Here is a 21,509-nt window from a genome sequence, read left to right on the forward strand (position 1 = left end):
AAGCCTTGCATTTCCCTAGGCTGTCTCCGGTGTCACTCGTCTGTCACGCACGAAGTAGCTGGCGAAACGGCAAGATCGACAAGCCTGTTTCTTCAGGAGGCCAATGGGCTGAGAAGATGGGTAATTTTATTTTTCTCGCTCAGTATTCTGAGCAAGTGCAACGCGGGGTCAGAAGGTCGGCGGGGTGCAGGCGCTGATGACGACGCAAGGGACGTCGCCGACATTGCGGAAGCGGTGGGGCAGGGTGCTGGGGAAGAGGTAGCCGTCGCCGGCTTTCAGCACGCGCGACTGGCCGTCCACGGTGACTTCCAGACGGCCGGAAATGATCAGCCCGCCCTCTTCGCCCTCGTGAGAGAGCATGACGCGGCCGCTGTCCGAGCCGGGCTGATAGGTCTCGTGCAGGATCTGCAAGCTGCTGTCCTGACCCGAGCCGAGCTGGCGATAGGAGACCTCGCCGCGCGAGATGTCGGTCAGTTCGTCGTGGCGATAGAAGTGCTTGGTCGGGGTCTCGAACTCGGAGCTGAAAAACTCGCCGAGCGACACGCCGGCGGCGTCCAGCAGACGTTTCAGCGAGCCGACCGAGGGGCTGGTGCGGCCGCTCTCGACCAGGCTGACGGTGCTGGACGGCACCCCGGCCTTGCGCGCCAGCGCCCGCTGCGACAGGCCCAGCCGGTCCCGAAGCGCCCGCAGGCGCGGGCCGATGATGTTGTCGCCGTCGTCGCCGTCGCCACGCGCCATGTCGCTCATCCTCGCTTGCGGGTCAGAAGGTCATAGGCCGCGCGGGCCATGACCTTGGCCGAGTTGGTCATGTCCTCGATGCCGACCCATTCGTCGGGCTGGTGCGCCAGGTCCAGGACGCCAGGGCCGTAGGCGATGCAGTCCTTCAGCTTGCCGATGCGGTCGACGTGCTTCTGGTCATAGGTGCCGGGCGAGCAGACGAACTGGGCCTTGCGTCCCAGCACCGTCTCGATGGCGGCGGCGGTGGTGCTGGCGACGGGACCATCCCGGTCGGCCATGCTGGGCGCCACCTGAAACAGGTCGCGCATCTCGTAGCGGAAGCCGTGGCGCTGGGCCGCCAGGCCGTCGAGGATGGCCTTCACCTCGCCTTTCACCTCTTCGAGGGTTTCCTCGATCAGGAAGCGACGGTCGATGATCATGCGGCTGGAATCAGCGACGCAGGGCGCGGGCAGACCATCGAAACCTTCGGCCTGACCCCCGTGGATGGAGTTGATGTTCATCGTCGACTGGCGGGCGCCCTCGGGCACGACCGGCATGTCGGAATGGCGGGCGGCCATGGCGGGGTAGAGCTTGCTCTCGAACTCCTCCATCACCGCGCCCATGTGGCGGATGGCGGAGTCGCCCAGAAAGGGCATGGAGCCGTGGGCGATGCGGCCCTTGGTCTCGATCTCGGCCCACCAGACGCCGCGATGGCCGATGCAGACCCGGTCCACGTTCAACGGTTCGGGGATGATGACGTGGTTGACGCGCGGCTCGGAGAACCAGCCACGCTCGGCCAGATAGGCGACGCCGCCGTAGCCGCCCGATTCCTCGTCCACCGTGCCGGAGATTTCGAGCGCGCCGGGCAGGGGCAGGCCGGAATCGATCAGGGCCTCGACCGCGATGATGGAGGCGGCCAGCCCGCCCTTCATGTCGCAGGCGCCCCGGCCGTAGACGCGGCCGTCCTTCACTTCGCCGCCGAAGGGATCGACGGTCCAGCCGGACCCGACCTCGACCACGTCGATATGGCTGTTGAAGTGGACGCAAGGCCCCGGCTCGGAGCCCTGCCAGCGGGCGATGACATTGGTGCGCGGGTACTGGTCGCTGTCGCCCGGCGAGCCTTCGCCGCGCACATATTCGACGGTGAAGCCGCGCTTCTTCAGTCGCTCACCGATGTATTCGGCGCAGGGGCGATAGGCCTCCCCTGGCGGGTTGACGGTGGGGAAGCGGATCAGATCCTGGGTCAGGGCGACCAATTCGTCGGTGCGGCCGTCGATCAGGTCCATGACGGTCTGCAAGGTGGGGGCGCTCATTGGTCGATCCTCACGCGAACTGGGCGTCCAGCGCGGCCAAAACCGCGTCGGTCATCTGAAGGGTGGAGACGGGGGCGACGCCGGCTTCCGCGATGTCGGGGGTGCGGACGCCGCTGGACACGACCTGACGCACCGCGCGCTCCAGCTTGTCCGCCAGGTCCGCCCGATCGAAGGACCAGCGCAGGCACAGGGCGAAGGACAGGATGGCGGCGATGGGATTGGCCACGCCTTGGCCCGCGATGTCGGGGGCCGAGCCGTGGATCGGCTCGTACAGGCCCCGGCTGCGCCCGCCTTGTCCAAGGCCGGACAGGGAGGCCGAGGGCAGCAGGCCCAGCGAACCCGTCAGGGCCGCCGCCGCGTCGGACAGGATGTCGCCGAACAGGTTGTCGGTGACGATGACGTCGAACTGGTCCGGCCGCCGGACCAGCTGCATGGCGCAGTTGTCGGCGTACATATGGCTTAGCTCCACGTCGGGATAGTCGGCGGCGACTTCCGTGACGACGGCCCGCCACAGGGCGCCGGTCTCCATGACATTGGCCTTGTCCACCGAGCAGAGGCGGCGTTTGCGTGTGCGCGCCAGCTCGAAGGCCGTGCGGCAGGCGCGGGCGATCTCGGCCTCGGTGTAGGCCTGGGTGTCGTAGGCGCGGCGCTGGCCGTCAGAGCCGACTTCATTGGCGCGCGGCAGGCTGAAATAGACCCCCGCCGTCGCCTCGCGCACGATAAGGATGTCGAGGCCCCGGATCAGCTCGGGCTTCAACGCCGAGGCGTCCAGCAGTTCGTCGAAACAGACGGCGGGGCGCAGGTTGGCGTAGAGGTCCAGCGCCTGGCGCAGGCGCAGGATGCCCATCTCGGGCCGCTGGGCGCGGGGCAGGTGGTCCCACTTCGGCCCGCCGACCGCGCCGAACAGGACGGCGTCGGAGGCCAGGGCCTGCTCGACCACATCCTCGGCGACGGGGGCGCCGACGGCGTCGATGCTGGCGCCGCCCGCCAGTCCCTCGCTCAGCTCAATTCGCAGCCCGGCGTTGCGGCCGAACCAGTCGGCGACGCGCAGGGTCTCGCGGATGATCTCGGGTCCGATGCCGTCGCCCGGAAGGACCAGCAGCTTGAAAGGGCGGTCAGATGCAGCGGCCACCGTCCACCTCCATGGCCACGCCGGTGATCATCGAGGCGTCGTCCGAGCAGAGGAAGGCGGCGGCGGCGCCCATGTCCTCCGGCGTCGAGAAGCGGCCGATGGGGATGGAGGCGAGGAATTTGGCGCGAACCTCGGGCGTGTCGGCACCCATGAAGGTCTTCAGCAGGGGGGTGTCGCCCGCCACCGGGTTCAGGGCGTTCACCCGCACCTGGAAGGGCGCCAGTTCGACCGCCATGGCCCGCGTCGCCGTGATGACCCAGCCCTTGGAGGCGTTGTACCAGGTCAGGTTAGGGCGGGGGCTGACCCCGCCGGTCGAGGCGATGTTCAGGATGGCGCCGGACCCCTGGGCCTTCATCGCCGGGACGAAGGCTTTCGACATCAGATAGATGGCGCGCATGTTGACGTTGGCGATGCGGTCGAAGGCTTCATCCGACAGTTCGTCCAGCGGCTGGGGCGTGTGGCCGACGCCTGCGTTGTTGACCACGATGTCGACCCCGCCCAGCAGGCGGTTGGCGGTCTCGGCCAGGGCGGTGACGTCGGCGTTGCTGGATACATCCACCTGCACGCCCAGTGCTTCGTCGCCCAGTTCAGCGGCCAGGGCGCGGGCGGCGTCGCCGTTCAGGTCGGCGACGATGACGCGGGCGCCTTCTTCGGCGAAGCGGCGCGCGATTCCGGCGCCGAAGCCGGAGGCTCCGCCCGTGACGATCGCTCGCTTGCCCTCCAGCCGCTTCGATCTGTTCTCCCCCAAGACGCTACTCCCTTGCGCTATCCGTGATGGGCCGCGACGGTCTTGAGCGTGGTGAAGGCGTAGAGCGCCTCGAACCCCTTCTCGCGACCATGGCCCGACCTGCCGACGCCGCCGAAAGGCAGTTCCACCCCGCCCGCCGCGCCGTAGTTGTTGATGAAGACCTGTCCGGCCCTCAGCCGTTTCGCCAGCCGCATCTGCCGCCCGCCGTCGGCGGTCCAGACTCCGGCGACCAGGCCGTAGTCGGTGCCGTTGGCGATTGCGACCGCGTCCTCTTCGGTGTCGAAGGGGATGACGACCACGGCGGGACCGAAGATTTCCTGCTGCGCCAGCGGGTGATCGGGCGCGACATTGGCGAACAGGGTCGGGGCGACATAGGCGCCGCCTGACGGCAGGTCGGCCAGCGTCGCCTGGGCCACGATCAGGCCGTCGGCGCGGCCCTTCTCGATGAAGCCTTCGACCATGGCCTGTTGCTTCCTCGACACCAGCGGGCCGACATCGCGGTCGTCCATGGCCGGGCCAACGGTCAGGGCGGCGAAGCGTTCGGCCATGCGGCGGACCACCTCGTCATACACGCCGCGCTGGACCAGGACGCGCGATCCGGCCGAACAGGTCTGGCCCGCGTTCTGGACGCCTGCGTTGACGAGGAAGGGCAGGGCCTTGTCCAGATCGGCGTCGTCGAACACCAGTTGGGGCGACTTGCCGCCCAGCTCCAGCGTCACCGGCACGGCGTTGACCGCCGCCGCCTGCTGGATGGCGACGCCCACCCCGGTCGAGCCGGTGAAGGACAGGTGGTTGATCCCGGGATGCGCGGCCAGGGCCGCGCCCGCCTCGGCGCCCGTGCCGGTCACGACGTTCAAGGCGCCTGCGGGCAGACCACAGTCGGCGGCGACATTGGCGAAGGCCAGGGCGGTAAGCGAGGCCTGCTCGGCGGGCTTCAGCACCACGGCGTTGCCGACGCACAGGGCGGCCACGACCGAGCGGCCGATGATCTGCATCGGATAGTTCCAGGGGATGATGTGGCCCGTCACCCCGTGCGGTTCGCGCAGGGTGTAGACGGTGTAGCCGTCCTGGAAGGGAATGGTCTCGCCGTGCAGCTTGTCGGCGGCTCCGGCGTAGAATTCCAGATAGCGGGCCAGGGCGATGACGTCGTTGCGCGCCTGTTTCAGCGGCTTGCCGACGTCCAGAGCCTCAAGCTCGGCCAGCAGGTCGATGCGGGCTTCGACCTCGCGCCCCATGCGGGCCAGGATGCGGCCGCGCTCCACCGCCGTCATGCGGCCCCAGTTTCCGTCGAAGGCGGCGCGGGCGGCCTCGACGGCGGCGTCCACGTCCTCTGATCGGCCTGCGGCCAGTGATCCCAGGGATTCGCCGCTCGAGGGATTTTCGATCGGCAGAACGCCGCCGCCGACCGGCGCGCGCCACCGGCCGCCGATGAAGACCTGATCGGTAGGAAAGGGCGCGACCATCAAGCTCTGCTCATCCTCATCGCTCGCCGCCGCGAACGTTCGAAAGCCAGTGGGCCTGATTATGGATTATGCAACAAGCCCTTTTTGGTCTGGTTGCAAGTGACTGATTTTGCGTTCGACGTGATCGGAATTCTGATCGAAATGCGCACCGGTGATCATCATCGAGCGGATCGACGAGGGCTCCGGTTGAGGGGCTCGACGCTGCGCGACGGCAAAGCTAGGCTTTCTTGATGAAGCCTTCGTCGCTGCAGGAAGTCCTGCTCATCGTCATCCTGGTCATAGGCGCTATCGGCGCCGTGCTGTCCGCCCTGGCGGTGCTCGTGGCGTTCGGCGTCAGCCTCTATGCGGCCATCGTCGGCTGACAGGGGCATGGCGATCGCAGGGACGCTGCCCCGAAGGGCGACTGCTTTGATCAAAGGCCGGTGGCGGAGAGGGTGGGATTCGAACCCACGGTACGCTTCCACGTACGCCGCATTTCGAGTGCGGTACATTCGACCACTCTGCCACCTCTCCGCGGGGCCGATATTCGCTTGGTCGAGCGAGGGGCTTCTCTAGTCAAAGGCGGCGCGGGCCGCAAGCGATTCCAGCGAAGAAATTCGATAAAATTTTCAGCGCTGTCCGGGCAGGGTCAGGCCGGGCGCGGGGCCGCCCAAGGGATCGGCGCCGACGAAGCGGAAAAGCTCGGCCGGACGACCGCCGGTATCGCTGGAAAAGACGCCTGTGGCCTGAACCAGACCGGCGCGTTCGACGCCGCGACGGAAGTTCTGCTTGTGCAGCGACAGGCCGGCCACGGCCTCTGCCGCCGCCTGCAAGGCGGAAAGCGTGAAGGTGTCCGGCGTCAGGTCGAACAGGACCGGGCGGTACTTCAGCTTGGAGCGCAGGCGGCCCAGGGCGGTGGCGACGATGCGGCGGTGGTCGGAGGCCATCGGCAGATCGGGCAGAGCCGACGGCGGGGGACGGTCGTGGTCGCGGGCGGATTCGGCGACCAGGCCGGCCTCATAGAGCAACTCATAGCGCTCCAGCACCCGTTCCTCGTTCCAACGGCGCTCGGGCGTCAGGGCGAACAGGGTCTCGGCGCGGCCCAGGCGGCGGGCGTCGCCGTCTGCCCAGGCGCGCAGGGCGGGCGTCAGCGTCGCCATCACGGCGGGCGGGCCGTCGCGCCAGTCCTCCCAGGGGAAGATGTCGAACACGGGCGTCCAGGCGGCGTCCAGGCCGGGGGCCTCTGGGGCCTCTGGGGCGTCGGCGGTCAGGGCCAGATAGCCGACCGAGACCTCGCGGGCGCGCTCAGGGCCGGGCGTGGCGCGCGGCGAGGCGCGGCCCGCGTCGCCGAAGGTATAGAGTTGTTCGACGAAGCCGAGCGGAAAGCCGGTCTGCGCGGTGACGAAGGCGCGCAGGGCCAGTTCGAAGGTGCGGTCGCGCGCCGGATCGAAGGGGCCGAAGGGCAGGGCCGGGGCCCCGTCGGCGGCATGGGTGGTCAGGACCACGGCCTGACCCGCGCGCAGGGCGATGACCACGGCCGACAGGCCGATCCGCACGCCCTGTTCGTGACCCTGAAGCGCCCCCGCCTGCGTCATGCAGTCCCTATTCCGTGTGCCAGGCGTCGGCGCCGGGCAGGATGCCGACAGCTTCGGCCAGAACGCGGTAGCGGTCCAGATAGCGTTGCTGCGCCACCGAGGCGGGCAGGGGGTCGATGATCAGGTCATAGCCGGCGGGCGGGGCGCCGAAGATCTGCAGCGACTCGCGGCGGTTGAAACCGGCCAGTTGCGTCGCCTCATAGAAGGCGCAGGCGCGGTCGGCCTTCTTGATCAGGGTCTTGATCGTCTGCGGCGTCTTGGGCGGCAACTGGAAGCGGACGTGGATGGCGGCTTCCAGCCGAGCCTCGAAGTCCTTGTAGCCGGCGCCGAGCGCCGACTTGAACGGCGAGATCATGTCGCCGATCACATATTCCGAGGCGTCGTGCAGCAGGGCGGCCAGGCGCCATTTCGGCTCCAGCCCCGGGCGGATGTGGGCGGCGATCTCCTCGACCACCAGCGAGTGCTGGGCGACCGAGAAGGCGTGCTCGCCGATCGTCTGGCCGTTCCAGCGGGCGACACGGGCCAGGCCGTGGGCGATGTCCTCGATCTCGATGTCGAACGGCGAGGGATCGAGCAGGTCGAGGCGGCGGCCCGACAGCATCCGCTGCCAGGCGCGCGGGGGCTTGGGGGCTCTGGGCTTGGGCTTGGGCGCCAGGTCTTCGTGTTCTTCGGCCAAGTTCGGGATCCTGCGCATGGGGCAGGTGAGGTGACGCATCCCGAACGCCCGATCAAGGCCAAGCGTTGCGATTCGTGGGGGTTAATCCCCGACGTTGAGGGTCACCAGGGCCTTGGCGGCCTCGAACACGCGGTTTTCGTTGCGATCCTTGCCGCGCACGGTGGCGACGACGATGGGGCCGCCCGACGGGCCGCGCGCCTCATAGCCGACGACGCGCCAGCCTGTGGTCGAGGACTGGTCGGCGGTCATCATGAAGGTGGCGCGGACGGCTTCGCCTGGGGAACTGGTGCGAATGCGGGCGCCGCCGTCGCTGGCGTCGATTGTCACGGTGTCGGCGTCCGAGCTCGAGCCTGACCTGGAGCGGACGTTGACCTGGCTGTTCCGGTCGTCGGCGCGAATGGTGATGCCGCCGATCTTGATGTTGGCGCGGTCGCCGTCGGCGTCGATATGCATCCCGGGCAGGCGGATGGTGGCCTTGTCGCCCTGAGCGTCGATGCGCATGCCGGGCGCGCTGATGTGCGCCGAGTCCGCAGCGGCCTCGGCCTCGGTTTCGGCCTTGGCCGCCGCGCGTTCGGCGTCGGCGCCCGCGCGCTCGGCTTCTGCCTCTGCCCGGGCGGCGTCGGCTTCGGCCCTGGCAGCCTCGGCGCGCGCGCGGTCTTCGTCGGCGCGGGCTTCCGCCAGGGCTTCCGGCAGATCGGCCGACAGGCGGTCTTCGAACTTCTTCAGCGCGTCCTGGACCGATCCCCCGTTCAGCGAAACCAGATGCAGGGTGACCTCGGAGCCGCGCGGGCCGCTGTAGACGCAGGCGGTCCCGTCAGCCTGGGCCGAGCCCTTGCGGGTCAGCACGCCCTGGGTCTGCGGGCATTGCAGGGTGTCGACGACCTTGAGCACGCCGGCTTCCTTGCCGGACGTGGTCGAGGTGATGCGCACCGTGCCCGCGTTGTCGCAGGCGGCGGTCATGAGCGCCAAGGCGCAGGCGGGCCAGAGGAGATGATGCATGGTCGGCTCCTGTTCAGGTCCGATTGTGCGCGCAAGGCGCGGCTATTCCAGTGAAATCGCGGTAATCGACGGGGGCGGAAGCGCGGCGGCTTCAGGAGCCGGGGCGGCCGCCTTCGCGACGGTTCAGGAAGGCCAGGCGTTCGAACAGATGCACGTCCTGCTCGTTCTTCAGCAGGGCGCCGTGCAGGGGCGGGATCAGCTTGCCCGGCGTCTTCTCGCGCAGGGTCTCAGGCGAAACGTCGTCGACCAGCAGCAGTTTCAGCCAGTCCAGAAGCTCCGAGGTCGAGGGCTTCTTCTTCAGACCCGGCGTGTCGCGGATCTCGTAAAAGGTCCGCAGCGCCTCGGCGACCAGGCGCGGCTTGATGCCGGGGAAGTGGACCTCGACGATGTCCTGCATGGTCACGGCGTCAGGGAAGCGGATGTAGTGGAAGAAGCAGCGGCGCAGGAAGGCGTCCGGCAACTCCTTCTCGTTGTTCGAGGTGATGACGACCACCGGACGGATCTCGGCGCGGATCGTCTCATCCGTTTCCTGGACGTAGAACTCCATCCGGTCGAGTTCCTGCAGCAGGTCGTTGGGGAACTCGATGTCGGCCTTGTCGATCTCGTCGATCAGCAGGACGGGGCGGGCCGGGGCGGTGAAGGCCTCCCACAGCTTGCCCTTCTTCAGGTAATTGCGGACGTCGTGGACCCGCTCGTCGCCCAGCTGGCTGTCGCGCAGGCGGCTGACGGCGTCGTATTCATAGAGGCCGTTGTGGGCCTTGGTCGTCGACTTGACGTGCCAGGTGATCAGGGGCGCGTTCAGCGCCCGCGCGAGCTCATAGGCCAGGACCGTCTTGCCGGTGCCCGGCTCGCCCTTGATCAGCAGGGGGCGCTCCAGCGCCACCGCGGCATTGACGGCGACCTTCAGGTCGTCGGTGGCGATGTAGTTGGACGTGCCTTCGAACCGGCTCATGAACAACCTGCTCCAATCGGGGGAGATGAGCAGGTAGCTTATCAGGACGCGCCTGAACAGGCCGCCACGAAGGTCAGGTGATGCGCTTGGCCGAAACCGGGTCGCTGGCGGGGAAGGTTTCCTCGACGCCCTCGTCGATCAGGGCTTCCTGGCGATTCTCCGCTTCCTTTTCCTTGTCCTTCAACTGGTCGGGCTTGCCTTCCTCGCGGGGGGCCTTCTTGGCGGGCGGGGTGTTGGGGTCGGCGTCTTCATGGGCCTTGGTCGGGTGATGGTCGCTCATGCTCTCTCCTCAGTATCAGGGCCATAGCCCAGGTCCTCGATGTCGTCGTCGGACAGGCGCTTCGCCTCCCAGTGGGCGGCGCTGGCCTGGGCGCCGCGCTGGTTGCGCATCAGGCCGGCGTAGACCAGTTCGACCTCGTCCGGGCCCGAGCCGACCTCGCCGTCGGCGTCGATCTCGCTGACCCGGGGCGGGTCCACGCCCAGCAAGGCGTCCGCCTCCGCTTCGATGCCCTCAAGCGCCAGCGCCGCGTCCAGATCCTGGTCCTCCTCGTCGAACGGTTCGTCGTCGGCGTCGCCGTCGGCCTGGGTGACGTCCAGCACGTCGTCGGCTTCATCCAGCGAGAGATCGCCGTCGCCTTCGTCGTCGATATGGGTCTCGTCATAGATCTCGGCCTGATCCTGAGGGTCGAAATCGATGTCCGTATGCGCCACGGCCTCTACCTCCCTGTTCCTCAGGACAACGGCCCAGGTCGGCGCGGCGTTCCGCGTCAGCTCGCGGCTGCCGCCGGAGAGAAGTGGAAGAGATGGTTAACCACGACGCTTTACAGTTCCTCAGCCGCCGACCGTTCAGGTTGGGGCGCGTCACGGAGATTCCCTTTGCCGCTGAAATTATCGCTCAAGCCCGGCGAGAAATTCGTCCTGAACGGCGCCGTCGTCCAGAACGGCGACCGGCGCGGCGTCCTGGTCCTGCAGAACAAGGCCAGCGTCTTGCGCGAAAAGGACATCATGCAGCCCGAAGAGGCGACCACGCCCGCGCGCCGCATCTATTTCCCGGTCATGATGATGTATCTGGACGAGGGTGAGGCGGCGAAATTCTATGATGAATTCGCTCTGCGCCTGACGGAGTTCATGGGGGCGATCCGCAACCCCGAAATCCTGTCGGAATGCGTCGCCTGCTCCAAGCACGTGCTGGCGCGGCAGTACTACAAGGCCCTGATGGGCGCCCGTAAGATCGTCGATTACGAAGACCAAAGGCTCGGCAATGTCGCTTCAAGCGTACAAGACGGCGGCGACGCGGGCTGAATCACCGCGCGAAATGGAATACCGGCTGTTCGGCCAGGTGACCCGCGCCCTGATGCACGCGTCCACGGTCGACAAGTCGGACATCACCACCCGGATCGACGCGATCGACTGGAACCGTCGGCTGTGGTCGACCCTGTCCACCTCGTGCAGCGAGCCGTCCAACGCCATGCCGCAGGCGCTGCGGGCGCAGATCATTTCTCTGGATCTGTTCATCGGGCGGCACAGCTCGGCGGTGATGCGCGGCGACGGTGATTTCGAGACCCTGATCGACATCAACCGCATGGTGATGCAGGGCCTGGCGCCGCAGGCTCAACCCGCCTGATCACGATGGCGGGAGCGGCCTTTACGACAGGCTGCGACCGGTCCTAGCCTGACCTTCCTGTTCAGCAGTCGAAAGGAGGTGGCCAGTGTCTCATTGTCATCAATCGCGAGCGAAGGCCGCGATCTGGACCTCGCGTGAGGCCCGGGCCTGATCCTTAGGGAAGGCAGCGGTCAGGCCGTTCGCGGTCCGACAATGAAGCGCCGCTGGGGCAACCCGGCGGCGCTTTTTCGTGGCGCTAGAAGATCGTGGCGAACCAATGAGCGACGCCGTGAATAATGGCCATGACGGTCGTCCATACCAGCGTCAGGTAGACGCCGCAGATGGCCGTGCCGACCAGTCCGGCGATGATGAAGACGCCGTCTCTCTGGATGATGGCCAGACCGAAGACGGCGAGCGTCAGGCCGGGCAGGGCGTCGCCGAAAGGCACGGGCAGGGCCATCATCAGCGCCAGCAGGATGCAGATCGTTCCGACGACGACGTCGGCGACCTCTCCTGTCAGAACCGGAATGCGGGGCCGGGTCAGGCGTTCGACCTGACGCAGGCGCGGCAGGATCTTCTGACTGGCGCTCTGGTAGGTAGCGCGGCTGACGGAGGCTTTCATCAGCCAGCGCGGCAGCCAGACCTTGTCGCGCTGTAGCGCCAGTTCGGCGGCGATCAGGATGATCGGAACCGAGAAGACCGCCTTACCGCCCGGGGGCCAGGGAATCAAAGCCATCAGCGCCAGCATCAGAATCACGGCGCCGAAGCCGCGTTCGCCGAAGGCCTCGACCATTTCCTTCAGGGTCAGCTTGGGATCATCGCCACGACCCAACGATTCCAGAACGTCCGAAAACGTCCGGCTCTCATCAGGCGGCGGCGCGGGCACAAGCGTCATCAGGCGAGACTCGGGGGAGCGAAGGTTCGCCAAGTTAGGGGGCGCGTCCCCCATGCGCCATCCCTGACGCATGGGGTGCGGCTTAATGTTTCGTCACGTGCCTGCGTATCCAAGCCGGTCCATCGCAACGGCAACGATAAGGAGCATTGCGGATGTCACGCTGAGCGCACGAAAGAACAGCAGGCGACGACGAATGCCAGGTTTCCATGAAGGATCGGTCTTGATCGTCATCAGCCTCCACCAGCTCTGATTAACCTGATGCTTGTCCTGATGGTCGAGGCCGGAATCCATGCTCGTGCCGGGGCGCCGCGTGGCGCGATAGATGTCTTGCTGAAGGGACATGAGCATCCATTGGCCCAAGCCCCCACAGGCCAGCGCTGTCAGCATGATGACAGATAACAGCAGCATCAGCCCAGCAGTTCGCGGCCGATCAGGAAGCGGCGGATTTCGTTGGTGCCGGCGCCGATGTCATAGAGCTTGGCGTCGCGGACCAGGCGCTCGACCGGCCATTCCTTGGTGTAGCCGGCGCCCCCCAAGGCCTGGACGGCCTCCAGCGACACCTTCACGGCGTTTTCCGAGGCCAGCAGGATGGCTCCGGCCGCGTCATAGCGGGTGGTCTTGCCCTGATCGCAGGCGCGGGCCACGGCGTAGACATAGGCGCGGGCGCTGTTCAGGGCGACGTACATGTCGGCGACCTTGGCCTGCATCAGCTGGAAGCTGCCGATGGCCTTGCCGAACTGCTTGCGCTCGCGGACGTAGGGCAGGACCACGTCCAGCGCCGCCTGCATGATGCCCAGGGGACCGGCCGACAGGACGGCGCGCTCATAGTCCAGGCCGCTCATCAGCACGCCAGCGCCGCCGCCGACCGGGCCCATGACGTTCTCTTCCGGGATCTCGCAGTCCTCGAACACCAGTTCGGCGGTGTCGGAGCCGCGCATGCCCATCTTGTCCAGCTTCTTGGAAACGCTGAAGCCCTTCATGCCGCGCTCGACCAGGAAGGCGGTGCAGCCCTTGGAGCCCGCCTCGGGGTCGGTCTTGGCGTAAACCACCAGGGTGTCGGCCGAAGGGGCGTTGGTGATCCAGAACTTGGTGCCGTTCAGGACGTAGCGGTCGCCCTTCTTGTCGGCGCGGGTGCGCATCGACATGACGTCCGAGCCCGCACCGGCCTCCGACATGGCCAGGGAGCCGACATGCTCGCCCGAGATCAGCTTGGGCAGATACCTGTGCTTCTGCTCGGGCGTGCCCCAGCGGCGGATCTGGTTGACGCAGAGGTTGGAGTGGGCGCCGTAAGACAGACCAATCGAGGCCGAGGCGCGCGACACTTCCTCCATCGCCACGACGTGTTCGAGGTAGCCGAGGCCGAGGCCGCCGAACTCTTCCTCGACGGTGATGCCGTGCAGGCCCAGCTCGCCCATTTCGGGCCAGAGTTCGCGTTTGAACTCGTTCTTTTCGTCGATTTCGGCGGCGAGGGGGGCCAGCCGGTCGGCGGCCCAGCGGGCGGTGGTTTCACGAATGGCGTCGGCGTTCTCGCCGAGGCCGAATTCCATGGATTGGGGCGCGAAGGGAATGCTCATGCCGCAAGGCGTAGCATCGCGCACGCGCTTCGCCTAGCGGCCTCAGACGACGCTTTTATTGTTCCGCTGGCGCGTCAGGTTCCAACCCGCGACGCCGATGAAGATCAGACCGATGACGGCCAGGGCGCCGCCGATCAGCACGGTGCCGTCCGTCGCCTGCTGGGCGGCCAGAACGCGACGGAAGGCGGCGATTCCGGCCGCGAAGGCTAGCAGACCGATGCCGCCGATGAAGATGACGGCGCCTGTGTCGTTCAGTGCGGCAGGCGGTGCCGTGCGCTTCTCATGGCGCAGCACCTGAACCGTGGCAGGGGCGTCGTCTTCGGGGCGCTGGACGGTGTTGGGGCCCTGGACCGGCGCGGTGAGCAGAAGATCCAGCGGCGCGGGCCGGTCTGGCGCGGCGTCGAACAGGGCGCGTTCGGCCGAGCGGCGGCGATAGGGGGCGTCGATGGCGGGCTGGACCCGATCGGGCCAGCCGCTCAGGGCCTCAGCGGCGCGGGCGGGGGCGCCGGCGTTCAGTTGTTCCAGCACGTCGGACCCTTCGAAGCGCTGGACGCCGACCGAGAAGATGAAGCTGGCCAGGGCGTCGAACTGATGCTGGTTCAGCGGGATCGAGACACGGCTGTTGATGGTCTCGACGACGGGCAGCAGATCGTACTGCAGCAGCAGCTCGGCCTCGGCCTCGCTGATCGTCGCGCCGGGGCGGGCAGATTTCACGTGGCCGTAGCCGATGACCGGCACGCCGTCGCGGCGACGCACCGTCCGGGGACGAAATCCCTCGAAGCTCTTGATCAGAAGCAGGCCCTCGCGGGACACCTTCAGACGCTGTGGCAGGGCTGCGGACACGGAATGACCCATTTCGAAACGGGCTTGCTCGCCCGTCAGGCGAAGCAGCAAGCCGCGTTCCGAACGGCGTCGGATCAGAGCAAGACGATGGTCGCCAGGCCCAGGAAGATGAGGAAGCCGAAGAAGTCCGTCGTCGCCGTCACGAAGACGGCCGAGGAGACGGCGGGGTCGAACTTCAGCTTCGACAGGGTCAGGGGCGTCAGAACCCCGACGGTGGCCGCGACCAGCAGGTTCAGCACCATGGCCGTAGCGATGACCGCCCCTATGCGCCAGTCGTGGAACCAGAAGCCCGCCGCCAGACCGACCAGGGGCGACAGCACCAGGCCGTTGGCCAGGCCCACGGTCAGCTCGCGCCAGAAGGTGCGCACGGCGTTAGAGGAGGTCAGTTCGCGCGTCGCCAGGGCGCGGACGGTGACGGTCAGGGCCTGGGTGCCGGCGTTGCCGCCGATGGCCGAGACGATGGGCATCAGCACGGCCAGGGCGACGATCTGCTGGATCGTGCCCTCGAAGAAGGCGATGACCCCGGCGCCGAGAATGGCGGTGAACAGGTTGATGCCCAGCCAGGGCACGCGACCGCGCACGATCTCCAGCACGCCCGAGGACCGATCTTCGTCCGAGACGCCGGCCAGGCGCAGGATGTCTTCGCGGTTTTCTTCCTGGATGATGTGGACGATGTCGTCGACCGTCAGCTGACCGACCAGCCGTCCGCCGCTGTCGACGACCGGGGCCGAGATCAGGTTGTACTTCTCGAAGATGTAGGCGACCTCTTCCTGGTCGACGTCGACATCAATCTCGTTGACCGGCTCCATCAGCTCGGACAGCGGCGTCTCGCGCGGCGCGCGCAGCAGGCGGCTGATGGCGACGCCGCCGACGGGGCGGTTCACCGGGTCGACGACATAGATGTCGAAGAAGAGCTCGGGCAGGTCCTCGCCCTGGCGACGGACGTGGTCGATGGTGTCGCCGACGTTCCAGAACTGCGGCGCGGCCATGACCTCGCGCTGCATCAGGCGGCCGGCCGAATCCTCGGAATAGGCCAGCGAGGTTTCGATCGCGGCGCGATCGACCTCGGGCATGGCGGCCAGCACCTTCTCGCGCTGGTCGTCCTCCAGATCCTCGACCACGGCGGCGGCGTCGTCGGATTCCAGCTCCTGCAGGGCCTCGGCCAGGGTCAGGTGAGGCACCCGTTCCAGCACTTCCTCGCGGATGCCGTCGTCCAGCTCGGGCAGGGTGTCGGCCAGCAGGTCCGGCGGCAGCCACTGAACCACCACGGCGCGATGCTCGGCCGTCAGGAAGCCCATCAGGTCGGCGACGTCGGCGGGGTGAAGGTCTTCCAGCAGGCCGCGCAGGCGCATGCCGTCGCCGTCGTCGGCGGCGTCCACGACCTTTTCGACGAAGGAGGCCGTCAGGGCGTAGTTCTCGCCGAGGGCGACGTGATCTTCGGTTTCGATTTCGGGAGCAGGGGCCGGGGAGGCGGTATCCGTGTTGGTCACGTGCTGCCTCCCCGAAATGTCAGCCTGGTATAGCCGAGTGTCGCCCTGTCAGATCAGATGGTGCGGTCGAGAAGACTCGAACTTCCACGGGTTGCCCCACAGCGACCTCAACGCTGCGCGTCTACCAATTCCGCCACGACCGCTCGCATCGGAGGGCGGGCAATAGCGGAGAGGCGACGGAAAGAAAAGGGGGTTTTGCGGAAATAGGCGAAGTCCCGGCTTTTCCTGCCGATTTGCCGTCAATAGCCGCGTCGGGTCGAGAAGGCGGAGCCTTCTGATTGCGGCTCCAACATGAAGCCGCGTCGGGTCGAGAAGGCGGAGCCTTTTGAGCGCGGTTAAGAATTATGCCGCGCCGGCCATGAAGTCATAGATGTCGGCGGGGCGGGTGACGGTGATGGCGATGCGATCGTCGCGAATCTCGATCTCGCCGCGCGCGACCGGGTGATTGTTGGCAAGAATCCAGACCTCGTCGCGTTCCGAGGCGTCGAGCGGAATCACAGCGCCGCGACCCATGCGCAGCAGCTGTTGCATCGGCAGGACCGAACGGCCCAGCACGACCGAAATCTCGACATCAACGGCTTCGATCTGGCTCAAGACGATACTCGCAATCAACGCGTGGCCCTTGCGCCGACGCGTTAGGACACACATTGAAGCCTCATGCTTGCCGACCCGTTAAGCCTGACCGAACCTTTGCTGCTCCGAGACGACGGCCGCCCCGTGCAGTGGGCTGTCTCGACCGGATATGTCGACTATGAACCCGCCGTCGCCGTCATGGAGGCCCGCGTCGCCGCCATCGCTGCGGGCGAGGCCGAGGAAGTGGTCTGGCTGCTGGAGCATCCGCCCCTCTACACGGCGGGGGTCTCGGCCAAGGACGACGATCTGCTGGCGCCCGACCGCTTCCCGGTCCACCGCACGGGGCGGGGCGGGCAGTTCACCTATCACGGGCCGGGCCAGCGCGTGGCCTATGTCATGCTGGACCTGAACCGGCGCGGTAAGGATGTGCGGGCTTTCGTCCATGGTCTGGAAGACTGGATCATCGGCGCCCTGGACCAGTTCGGCGTCGAGGCCGGGATGCGCGAAGGCCGCGTCGGCGTCTGGGTCGAGCGCAAGGGCGCGGGCTGGTCGCGCGAGGACAAGATCGCCGCCATCGGCGTCAAAGTCCGCAAGTGGGTCAGCTTCCACGGCATCAGCCTGAATGTGGAGCCGGACCTGGACCATTTCGGCGGCATCGTGCCCTGCGGCATCACGGAGCACGGCGTGACCAGCCTGGTCGATCTGGGCGTTCTGGCGACGATGGATGAGGCGGACGGGGCGCTGAAGGCCTCGTTCCAGCGGGTGTTCGGCCCGGTTCAGGACGGCGAAGCGCCGCTCTGATCACGAGGTGAAGCGCCGTAACGGTTGAAGGCCTTCTGCCCCGGCAGCAGGGCCAGATCGACGACGACCATCACCAGCAGGGCCAGGGCGATCCAGTCGAACGGAGCCTGAGGGCGAGGCCAGGCCATGGCGAAGGCCAGCAGGATCGGCCCGCTCCACCATCCCGACCGCCCTCGGTCGTGCAGACGCTGCGACAGCAGGCAGGCGGCGCAGTAGAGCAGGGCCGCCGCGACGAGCCAGCCCATCAGGTCGCGCGCCTTCAGCGGCGCCAGCAGATCGAACGCCGCCCAGATCGCCAGAAGAACGCCTGCTCCAATGAGAAAGGCGATGCGACCGATGCGGCCGCTGGACGTCAGGAACAGGTCTGAGAAGCGGTGCATCCGACTTCGGCTCTGGCAGGGGCGAAACAATCCCGCTTAAGGCGCTGACCGGCTTGAGTAAACCGACCGGTCCGAAGGCAAGCGTCGCGGTCAATTCGTCGCGGGGCTTTAACGTGGACCTTTCTTGGGTTTAAACACGGCGAACCCGCGTTTCGACGGCCCTCTGGGAGTATCCTCCATGCAACGTCTGCTCACCGCCTCGGCGGCGGTTCTCGCACTGGCCTTCGCGGCCGGCGGCGCTTCCGCCCAGAACTTCAGCGACCTCGCGCGTCAGGACCTTCAGGCCATGCACGATGCGCTGAAGGCCAACCATCCGGCTGCCGTGGTGCCGGGCGCCGCCAGTGAATCCTTCCGCAGCTGGATCGACTCCGGCCTGCAGGACGCCATGGGCAAGGCCGGTCAGGTCAACAGCGGCGAAAGCCACGCCTACCTGCTGCGCTACTACGCCAACGGTTTCCGTGACGCGAACATCGCCACCAGCCCGACCTTTGAAGGGGCCAGCCCCTTCTTCGCCACCGGTTGGCCCGGCGTGGCCACGGCCTGGCGCAACGGCGAATATGTCGTTTCCTACGTGCAGCCGGGCGTGCGCGGGGCGCCGCCGGTCGGGGCCGTGGTCAAGGCCTGCAACCTCCAGCCGATCGCCGATTTCGCCAAGACCAAGCTTGACGGCTTCGAAGGCGACCTGACGACGGAAGCCGCGCGTGTTCGCACCGCCCCCTATCTGCTGTGGAACCGCAACAACCCCATGGCCGGCGGCGTGCCCTCGACCTGCGAGTTCCAGGTCGGCCGTCGCACCCGCGACTATACGCTGAGCCCGCAACCGGCGACCGCCGCCAACCTGGAGGCCGCCTACCGCGCCTCGGTCTTCACGCCCGGCGCGACCAAGCTGTCGATCGAACAGGTCGACGGTCGTCCGTGGGTTCATGTCAACTCGCTGGAAGACAACGCCGGCTGGGACGCCTTCTTCGCCCAGGTCGAGGCCCAGGTCGGCGCCCTGCGCGGCGCTCAGGGCCTGGTCATTGACCTGCGCGGCGCCGACGGCGACTCGGTCAACGCCACCTCGCGCGGCTATGGCCTGGCCAACCGTATCTGGACGCCGGAATTCACCGTCAGCCGCCAGCCGGAAGCCGGTCAGATCACCTATCGCGCCACTCCGGCCAACCGTCAGTGGTTCGCCGAGACCCTTGGCCGGATGCAGGCCGACCCCCGCTTCGTGCAGGAATCGGGCGCTGTGATTGAACAGACCCAAGCCATCGTCGCCGCCTTCGATGCGGCCATCGCCGCCGGTCAACCGACCTTCGTCATGCCGGGCCGTCCGTCGGTCGCCGACACCGGCGCGGCCAACCCGGTGCAGGGCAAGGTCGTGGTTCTGGTCGACGGCGGCTGCACCAACGGCTGCCTGGACACCCTGGATCTGCTGACCCGCCTGCCGAACGTGCAACTGGCCGGTTCGGCGACCGCCGTGGATTCGATCTTCATCGAGCCGACCGTGCAGCGTCTGCCGTCCAACTATTCTGACTTCAGCTATGGCCACAAGGCCTGGACGACGCGCAAGCGCGGCAACAACCAGGGCTATGTCCCGGCTCAGGGTCTGACCTACACGGGCAACCCGACCGACGAAGTCGCCGTCCGCACCTGGGTCGGTGGTCTCTTTTAAGGGGCCTACCGCGCTTCGCGCTACTTGAGGCCATGTTCTAGGGCCTATCGCGCTTCGCTACTTGAGGCCCGTCTAGAGCATTGAAGACGGCATTGGGGCCGGACGGTGGAAACATCGTCCGGCCCTTCCTATTTTGGGCGGATGACCCAGACAGAATCTCACACGTCGCTGCGTTCGCCCTCGGGCTTTGACCTGACGCCGCCCGGCAAGAGCCAGCGCGTGGCCCTGGAGGCCGATCTGTCGCCGGAGGAAAAGCGTGTCCTTCTGGCCCACGGCACCGAGGCGCCCTTCTGCGGCACCTTGCTGGGCGAGAAGCGGGCCGGGGTCTTTTGCTGCCGGGAATGCGGCCTGCCGCTGTTCCGCTCGGCCACCAAGTTCGAGAGCGGTACGGGCTGGCCCAGTTTCAGCGTCCCGGTGGATGAGACCCATGTGCGCGCCGTCCGCGATGACAGCTACGGGATGGTCCGCGTCGAGACCCGCTGCGCCCGCTGCGACAGTCATCAGGGCCATGTCTTCCCTGACGGCCCGCCGCCGTCCGGCCTGCGCTACTGCATCAACTCGGTCGCCCTCAGCTTCGTGCCGGAAGGCGAGGCTCTGCCCGACCCCCTGGGGCGCGGCGACGGGACCGCCTGACCTTGGCCGCATTTGCAGTTAGGGTGATGGCGAACGGGAGTATGGGCGCATGATGATCGAACTGGCCGCCGCCGCGATGTTGCTGGCGAACATGGACCCCGAGGGCGTGGTCACGACCGCGCCGCGCGGCGATCAATCGGTGCTGACGGCATCAGCCGCCGCCCTTGCGGCGTCCACCACCGACGCCTCGCCCAGCACGACGGTGCAGAGCGCCGCGCCCCATGGCCTGTCCACCGATGAACAGATCGCCCGCTGGATCGGCGAGCGCACGGCGGAGACCGCCAGCAAGGCGCCGGCTGATCCCTGGGCCGAAAGCGAGCCGCGCAAGATGCACGGCGAGTTCAGCGTCGGCATGGGCACGGGCGGCTATCAGGACTATGCGGCGGCGGTGTCCCTGCCGATCGGCGAGAACGGCACCCTCAACCTCAGTGTCAGTCAGACCAAGAACAGCCCCTGGGGTTACGGCTACGGCTCGCCCTGGGGCTATGGCGGTCCCTACGGCGGCTACGCCCGTCCGTTCGGCGTGATGGAGCCGCCAGGCTTTGAGGGGACCTATTTCCGTGGTCGGCCCTATGCGCCGCTACGCGTTCGCCCCGGCACGGATCAGGGCACGACGAAATCCGCCGGGGTTTCGCTCGAAATCGGCCGCTAAACACCTGTAGAGCCTAGATCGGGACTGAGGCCTTCGCGCCACGGCGTGGCCTGTTTCCATCGAAGCGTCCCATCGCCGCATTCCCTTTGGGGGGCGACCTCCCATATGCGGGAGGCGATAGAGGACCAGTATGGATAGTTTGCTTAGTTCGGCCGCCGATTTCATCGCCAGACACCATGTCTGGGCCGGGGTCGTTCTGGGGCTGGTCACCTTCTTCGAATCTCTGGTGGTCATCGGCGCCTTCGTGCCGGCCACCGGCCTGCTGGTCGCGGCGGGCGGCCTGGTGGCGGCGGGCGTTCTCGATCCCGTCTCGGTCATCGCCGGCTGCGTCATCGGCGCGGTCATGGGCGACGCCATCTCCTACTGGATCGGTCGTCGGCTGGGCACGGGCGTGCTGCGCCAGCCCATGCTGCTGCCCCACCGTCGCAAGATCGCCTGGACGCGGCTCTACTGCCGTCGCTACGGCGTGGCCTCCATCTTCATCGGTCGTTTCTTCGGGCCGCTGCGGGCCTTCGTGCCGGTCATGGTGGGCGTGCTGCGGATGCGTCAGCGGGTGTTCCAACTGGCCAACGTCACCTCGGCCTTCGTCTGGGTCCTGGCGATGCTTGCGCCGGGCTATCTGGCCGCCAAGGGTCTGGCCCAACTGGAGTTCATGAGCGAGGCCCATGGTCCGACGCTGATGTTGATCGCCTTTGGCGCGGTCGTCGTGACCGCCGTGGTCGTCATGCGCTGGCTGAAAGGCCGGGCGGCCAAACGCTCCGCCCTGCTGGCCGCAACGATCGAGTAGCTCCCAACGTCATCCCGGCCGAAGCGTAGCGGAGAGCCGGGACCGCC

Annotated in this window: 26 protein-coding genes and 2 tRNA genes; 8 read left to right on the forward strand and 20 right to left on the reverse strand. The window is 67.3% G+C overall.

Features of this window, described 5'->3' with window-relative positions:
- Positions 1-168: 168 nt before the first annotated feature.
- The 5 genes from B3K53_RS00930 to B3K53_RS00950 are packed head-to-tail and all read right to left on the reverse strand — an operon-like array spanning position 169 to position 5,373.
- On the reverse strand, positions 169-738 hold the full coding sequence (locus tag B3K53_RS00930; protein ID WP_292082099.1) for a cupin domain-containing protein: 570 nt from the start codon (positions 736-738) through the stop codon (positions 169-171).
- Positions 739-743: 5 nt separating this feature from the next.
- Entirely contained in the window at positions 744-2,030 is a 1,287-nt protein-coding gene (locus tag B3K53_RS00935; protein ID WP_292082101.1) for an acetylornithine deacetylase/succinyl-diaminopimelate desuccinylase family protein, read from the reverse strand.
- A gap of 10 nt (positions 2,031-2,040) precedes the next feature.
- On the reverse strand, positions 2,041-3,162 hold the full coding sequence (gene leuB / locus B3K53_RS00940) for a 3-isopropylmalate dehydrogenase (RefSeq protein ID WP_292082103.1): 1,122 nt from the start codon (positions 3,160-3,162) through the stop codon (positions 2,041-2,043).
- Positions 3,146-3,910 carry a glucose 1-dehydrogenase gene (locus B3K53_RS00945; protein WP_292082105.1) on the reverse strand — a complete coding sequence of 255 codons (765 nt, stop codon included), beginning with the start codon at positions 3,908-3,910 and terminating at the stop codon, positions 3,146-3,148. The genes leuB and B3K53_RS00945 overlap by 17 nt, the downstream gene beginning before the upstream one ends.
- Before the next feature lie 17 nt (positions 3,911-3,927).
- On the reverse strand, positions 3,928-5,373 hold the full coding sequence (locus tag B3K53_RS00950; RefSeq protein WP_292082178.1) for an aldehyde dehydrogenase family protein: 1,446 nt from the start codon (positions 5,371-5,373) through the stop codon (positions 3,928-3,930).
- 230 nt (positions 5,374-5,603) lie between these two features.
- Between B3K53_RS00950 and B3K53_RS00955 the strand changes: the two genes are divergently transcribed.
- Positions 5,604-5,735, forward strand: a complete 132-nt coding sequence (locus tag B3K53_RS00955; RefSeq protein ID WP_292082107.1) for a hypothetical protein — start codon at positions 5,604-5,606, stop codon at positions 5,733-5,735.
- Between the two features lie 61 nt (positions 5,736-5,796).
- Here the strand turns inward: B3K53_RS00955 and B3K53_RS00960 are convergent.
- The 7 genes from B3K53_RS00960 to B3K53_RS00990 form a co-directional block, all read right to left on the reverse strand.
- Positions 5,797-5,886: transfer RNA gene (locus B3K53_RS00960), tRNA-Ser, on the reverse strand.
- Positions 5,887-5,981: 95 nt separating this feature from the next.
- Positions 5,982-6,947 carry an NUDIX hydrolase gene (locus B3K53_RS00965; protein WP_292082109.1) on the reverse strand — a complete coding sequence of 322 codons (966 nt, stop codon included), beginning with the start codon at positions 6,945-6,947 and terminating at the stop codon, positions 5,982-5,984.
- A 7-nt stretch (positions 6,948-6,954) separates the two neighbouring features.
- Positions 6,955-7,548 carry a YfbR-like 5'-deoxynucleotidase gene (locus B3K53_RS00970; protein WP_114817816.1) on the reverse strand — a complete coding sequence of 198 codons (594 nt, stop codon included), beginning with the start codon at positions 7,546-7,548 and terminating at the stop codon, positions 6,955-6,957.
- 156 nt (positions 7,549-7,704) lie between these two features.
- A complete protein-coding gene (locus B3K53_RS00975; protein WP_292082111.1) occupies positions 7,705-8,622 on the reverse strand; it encodes a methyltransferase type 11 in 918 nt (305 codons plus the stop codon).
- A gap of 91 nt (positions 8,623-8,713) precedes the next feature.
- Positions 8,714-9,574 carry an AAA family ATPase gene (locus B3K53_RS00980; protein ID WP_292082115.1) on the reverse strand — a complete coding sequence of 287 codons (861 nt, stop codon included), beginning with the start codon at positions 9,572-9,574 and terminating at the stop codon, positions 8,714-8,716.
- A gap of 73 nt (positions 9,575-9,647) precedes the next feature.
- Complete coding sequence (locus B3K53_RS00985; RefSeq protein WP_292082117.1) at positions 9,648-9,854, reverse strand: hypothetical protein; 207 nt, start codon at positions 9,852-9,854, stop codon at positions 9,648-9,650.
- Positions 9,851-10,285, reverse strand: coding sequence for a hypothetical protein (locus tag B3K53_RS00990; protein WP_292082118.1), 435 nt, complete (start codon positions 10,283-10,285; stop codon positions 9,851-9,853). Before B3K53_RS00990 ends, B3K53_RS00985 begins: the two co-directional genes overlap by 4 nt.
- A 165-nt stretch (positions 10,286-10,450) precedes the next feature.
- On the opposite strand from B3K53_RS00990, the gene flbT reads away from it, so the two are divergent.
- Together flbT and flaF are read left to right on the forward strand one after the other, a co-directional pair.
- Positions 10,451-10,876 carry a flagellar biosynthesis repressor FlbT gene (gene flbT / locus B3K53_RS00995; RefSeq protein WP_292082120.1) on the forward strand — a complete coding sequence of 142 codons (426 nt, stop codon included), beginning with the start codon at positions 10,451-10,453 and terminating at the stop codon, positions 10,874-10,876.
- Positions 10,836-11,198 carry a flagellar biosynthesis regulator FlaF gene (flaF, locus tag B3K53_RS01000; RefSeq protein WP_292082122.1) on the forward strand — a complete coding sequence of 121 codons (363 nt, stop codon included), beginning with the start codon at positions 10,836-10,838 and terminating at the stop codon, positions 11,196-11,198. The genes flbT and flaF overlap by 41 nt, the downstream gene beginning before the upstream one ends.
- A 235-nt stretch (positions 11,199-11,433) precedes the next feature.
- On the opposite strand, the gene B3K53_RS01005 is transcribed toward flaF, so the two are convergent.
- The 7 genes from B3K53_RS01005 to B3K53_RS01035 all read right to left on the reverse strand — a co-directional run bounded on the left by B3K53_RS01005 (position 11,434) and on the right by B3K53_RS01035 (position 16,627).
- On the reverse strand, positions 11,434-12,072 hold the full coding sequence (locus tag B3K53_RS01005; protein ID WP_292082123.1) for an exopolysaccharide biosynthesis protein: 639 nt from the start codon (positions 12,070-12,072) through the stop codon (positions 11,434-11,436).
- Between the two features lie 93 nt (positions 12,073-12,165).
- A complete protein-coding gene (locus tag B3K53_RS01010; protein ID WP_292082126.1) occupies positions 12,166-12,480 on the reverse strand; it encodes a hypothetical protein in 315 nt (104 codons plus the stop codon).
- Positions 12,480-13,646: an isovaleryl-CoA dehydrogenase gene (locus B3K53_RS01015; RefSeq protein WP_292082128.1), complete on the reverse strand. Its 1,167-nt coding sequence runs from the start codon at positions 13,644-13,646 to the stop codon at positions 12,480-12,482. Before B3K53_RS01015 ends, B3K53_RS01010 begins: the two co-directional genes overlap by 1 nt.
- Before the next feature lie 42 nt (positions 13,647-13,688).
- A complete protein-coding gene (locus B3K53_RS01020; protein ID WP_292082130.1) occupies positions 13,689-14,540 on the reverse strand; it encodes a lysozyme in 852 nt (283 codons plus the stop codon).
- A 23-nt stretch (positions 14,541-14,563) separates the two neighbouring features.
- Positions 14,564-15,979 (reverse strand): magnesium transporter, encoded by a 1,416-nt coding sequence (gene mgtE / locus B3K53_RS01025; protein WP_292082132.1) that lies wholly within the window; start codon positions 15,977-15,979, stop codon positions 14,564-14,566.
- A 58-nt stretch (positions 15,980-16,037) separates the two neighbouring features.
- Positions 16,038-16,122: transfer RNA gene (locus B3K53_RS01030), tRNA-Leu, on the reverse strand.
- A 199-nt stretch (positions 16,123-16,321) separates the two neighbouring features.
- The gene (locus tag B3K53_RS01035) at positions 16,322-16,627 is read right to left on the reverse strand and encodes a FliM/FliN family flagellar motor switch protein (RefSeq protein WP_313412952.1); all 306 of its coding nucleotides are present in this window, start codon (positions 16,625-16,627) and stop codon (positions 16,322-16,324) included.
- Between the two features lie 9 nt (positions 16,628-16,636).
- On the opposite strand from B3K53_RS01035, the gene lipB reads away from it, so the two are divergent.
- Entirely contained in the window at positions 16,637-17,353 is a 717-nt protein-coding gene (gene lipB / locus B3K53_RS01040; protein ID WP_292082134.1) for a lipoyl(octanoyl) transferase LipB, read from the forward strand.
- Here the strand turns inward: lipB and B3K53_RS01045 are convergent.
- On the reverse strand, positions 17,329-17,733 hold the full coding sequence (locus B3K53_RS01045; RefSeq protein WP_292082137.1) for a DUF805 domain-containing protein: 405 nt from the start codon (positions 17,731-17,733) through the stop codon (positions 17,329-17,331). The genes lipB and B3K53_RS01045 overlap by 25 nt on opposite strands.
- A gap of 178 nt (positions 17,734-17,911) precedes the next feature.
- Here B3K53_RS01045 and B3K53_RS01050 point away from each other — a divergent pair, with 178 nt between their 5' ends.
- The 4 genes from B3K53_RS01050 to B3K53_RS01065 all read left to right on the forward strand — a co-directional run bounded on the left by B3K53_RS01050 (position 17,912) and on the right by B3K53_RS01065 (position 21,462).
- Complete coding sequence (locus tag B3K53_RS01050; RefSeq protein WP_292082140.1) at positions 17,912-19,390, forward strand: hypothetical protein; 1,479 nt, start codon at positions 17,912-17,914, stop codon at positions 19,388-19,390.
- 141 nt (positions 19,391-19,531) lie between these two features.
- On the forward strand, positions 19,532-20,023 hold the full coding sequence (msrB, locus tag B3K53_RS01055) for a peptide-methionine (R)-S-oxide reductase MsrB (protein ID WP_292082142.1): 492 nt from the start codon (positions 19,532-19,534) through the stop codon (positions 20,021-20,023).
- A gap of 49 nt (positions 20,024-20,072) precedes the next feature.
- Entirely contained in the window at positions 20,073-20,675 is a 603-nt protein-coding gene (locus tag B3K53_RS01060) for a hypothetical protein (RefSeq protein ID WP_292082145.1), read from the forward strand.
- Between the two features lie 130 nt (positions 20,676-20,805).
- Complete coding sequence (locus B3K53_RS01065) at positions 20,806-21,462, forward strand: DedA family protein (RefSeq protein ID WP_292082147.1); 657 nt, start codon at positions 20,806-20,808, stop codon at positions 21,460-21,462.
- Positions 21,463-21,509: the final 47 nt, after the last annotated feature.

Source organism: Brevundimonas sp. UBA7506 (genome assembly GCF_002479495.1).
Lineage (GTDB): Bacteria > Pseudomonadota > Alphaproteobacteria > Caulobacterales > Caulobacteraceae > Brevundimonas.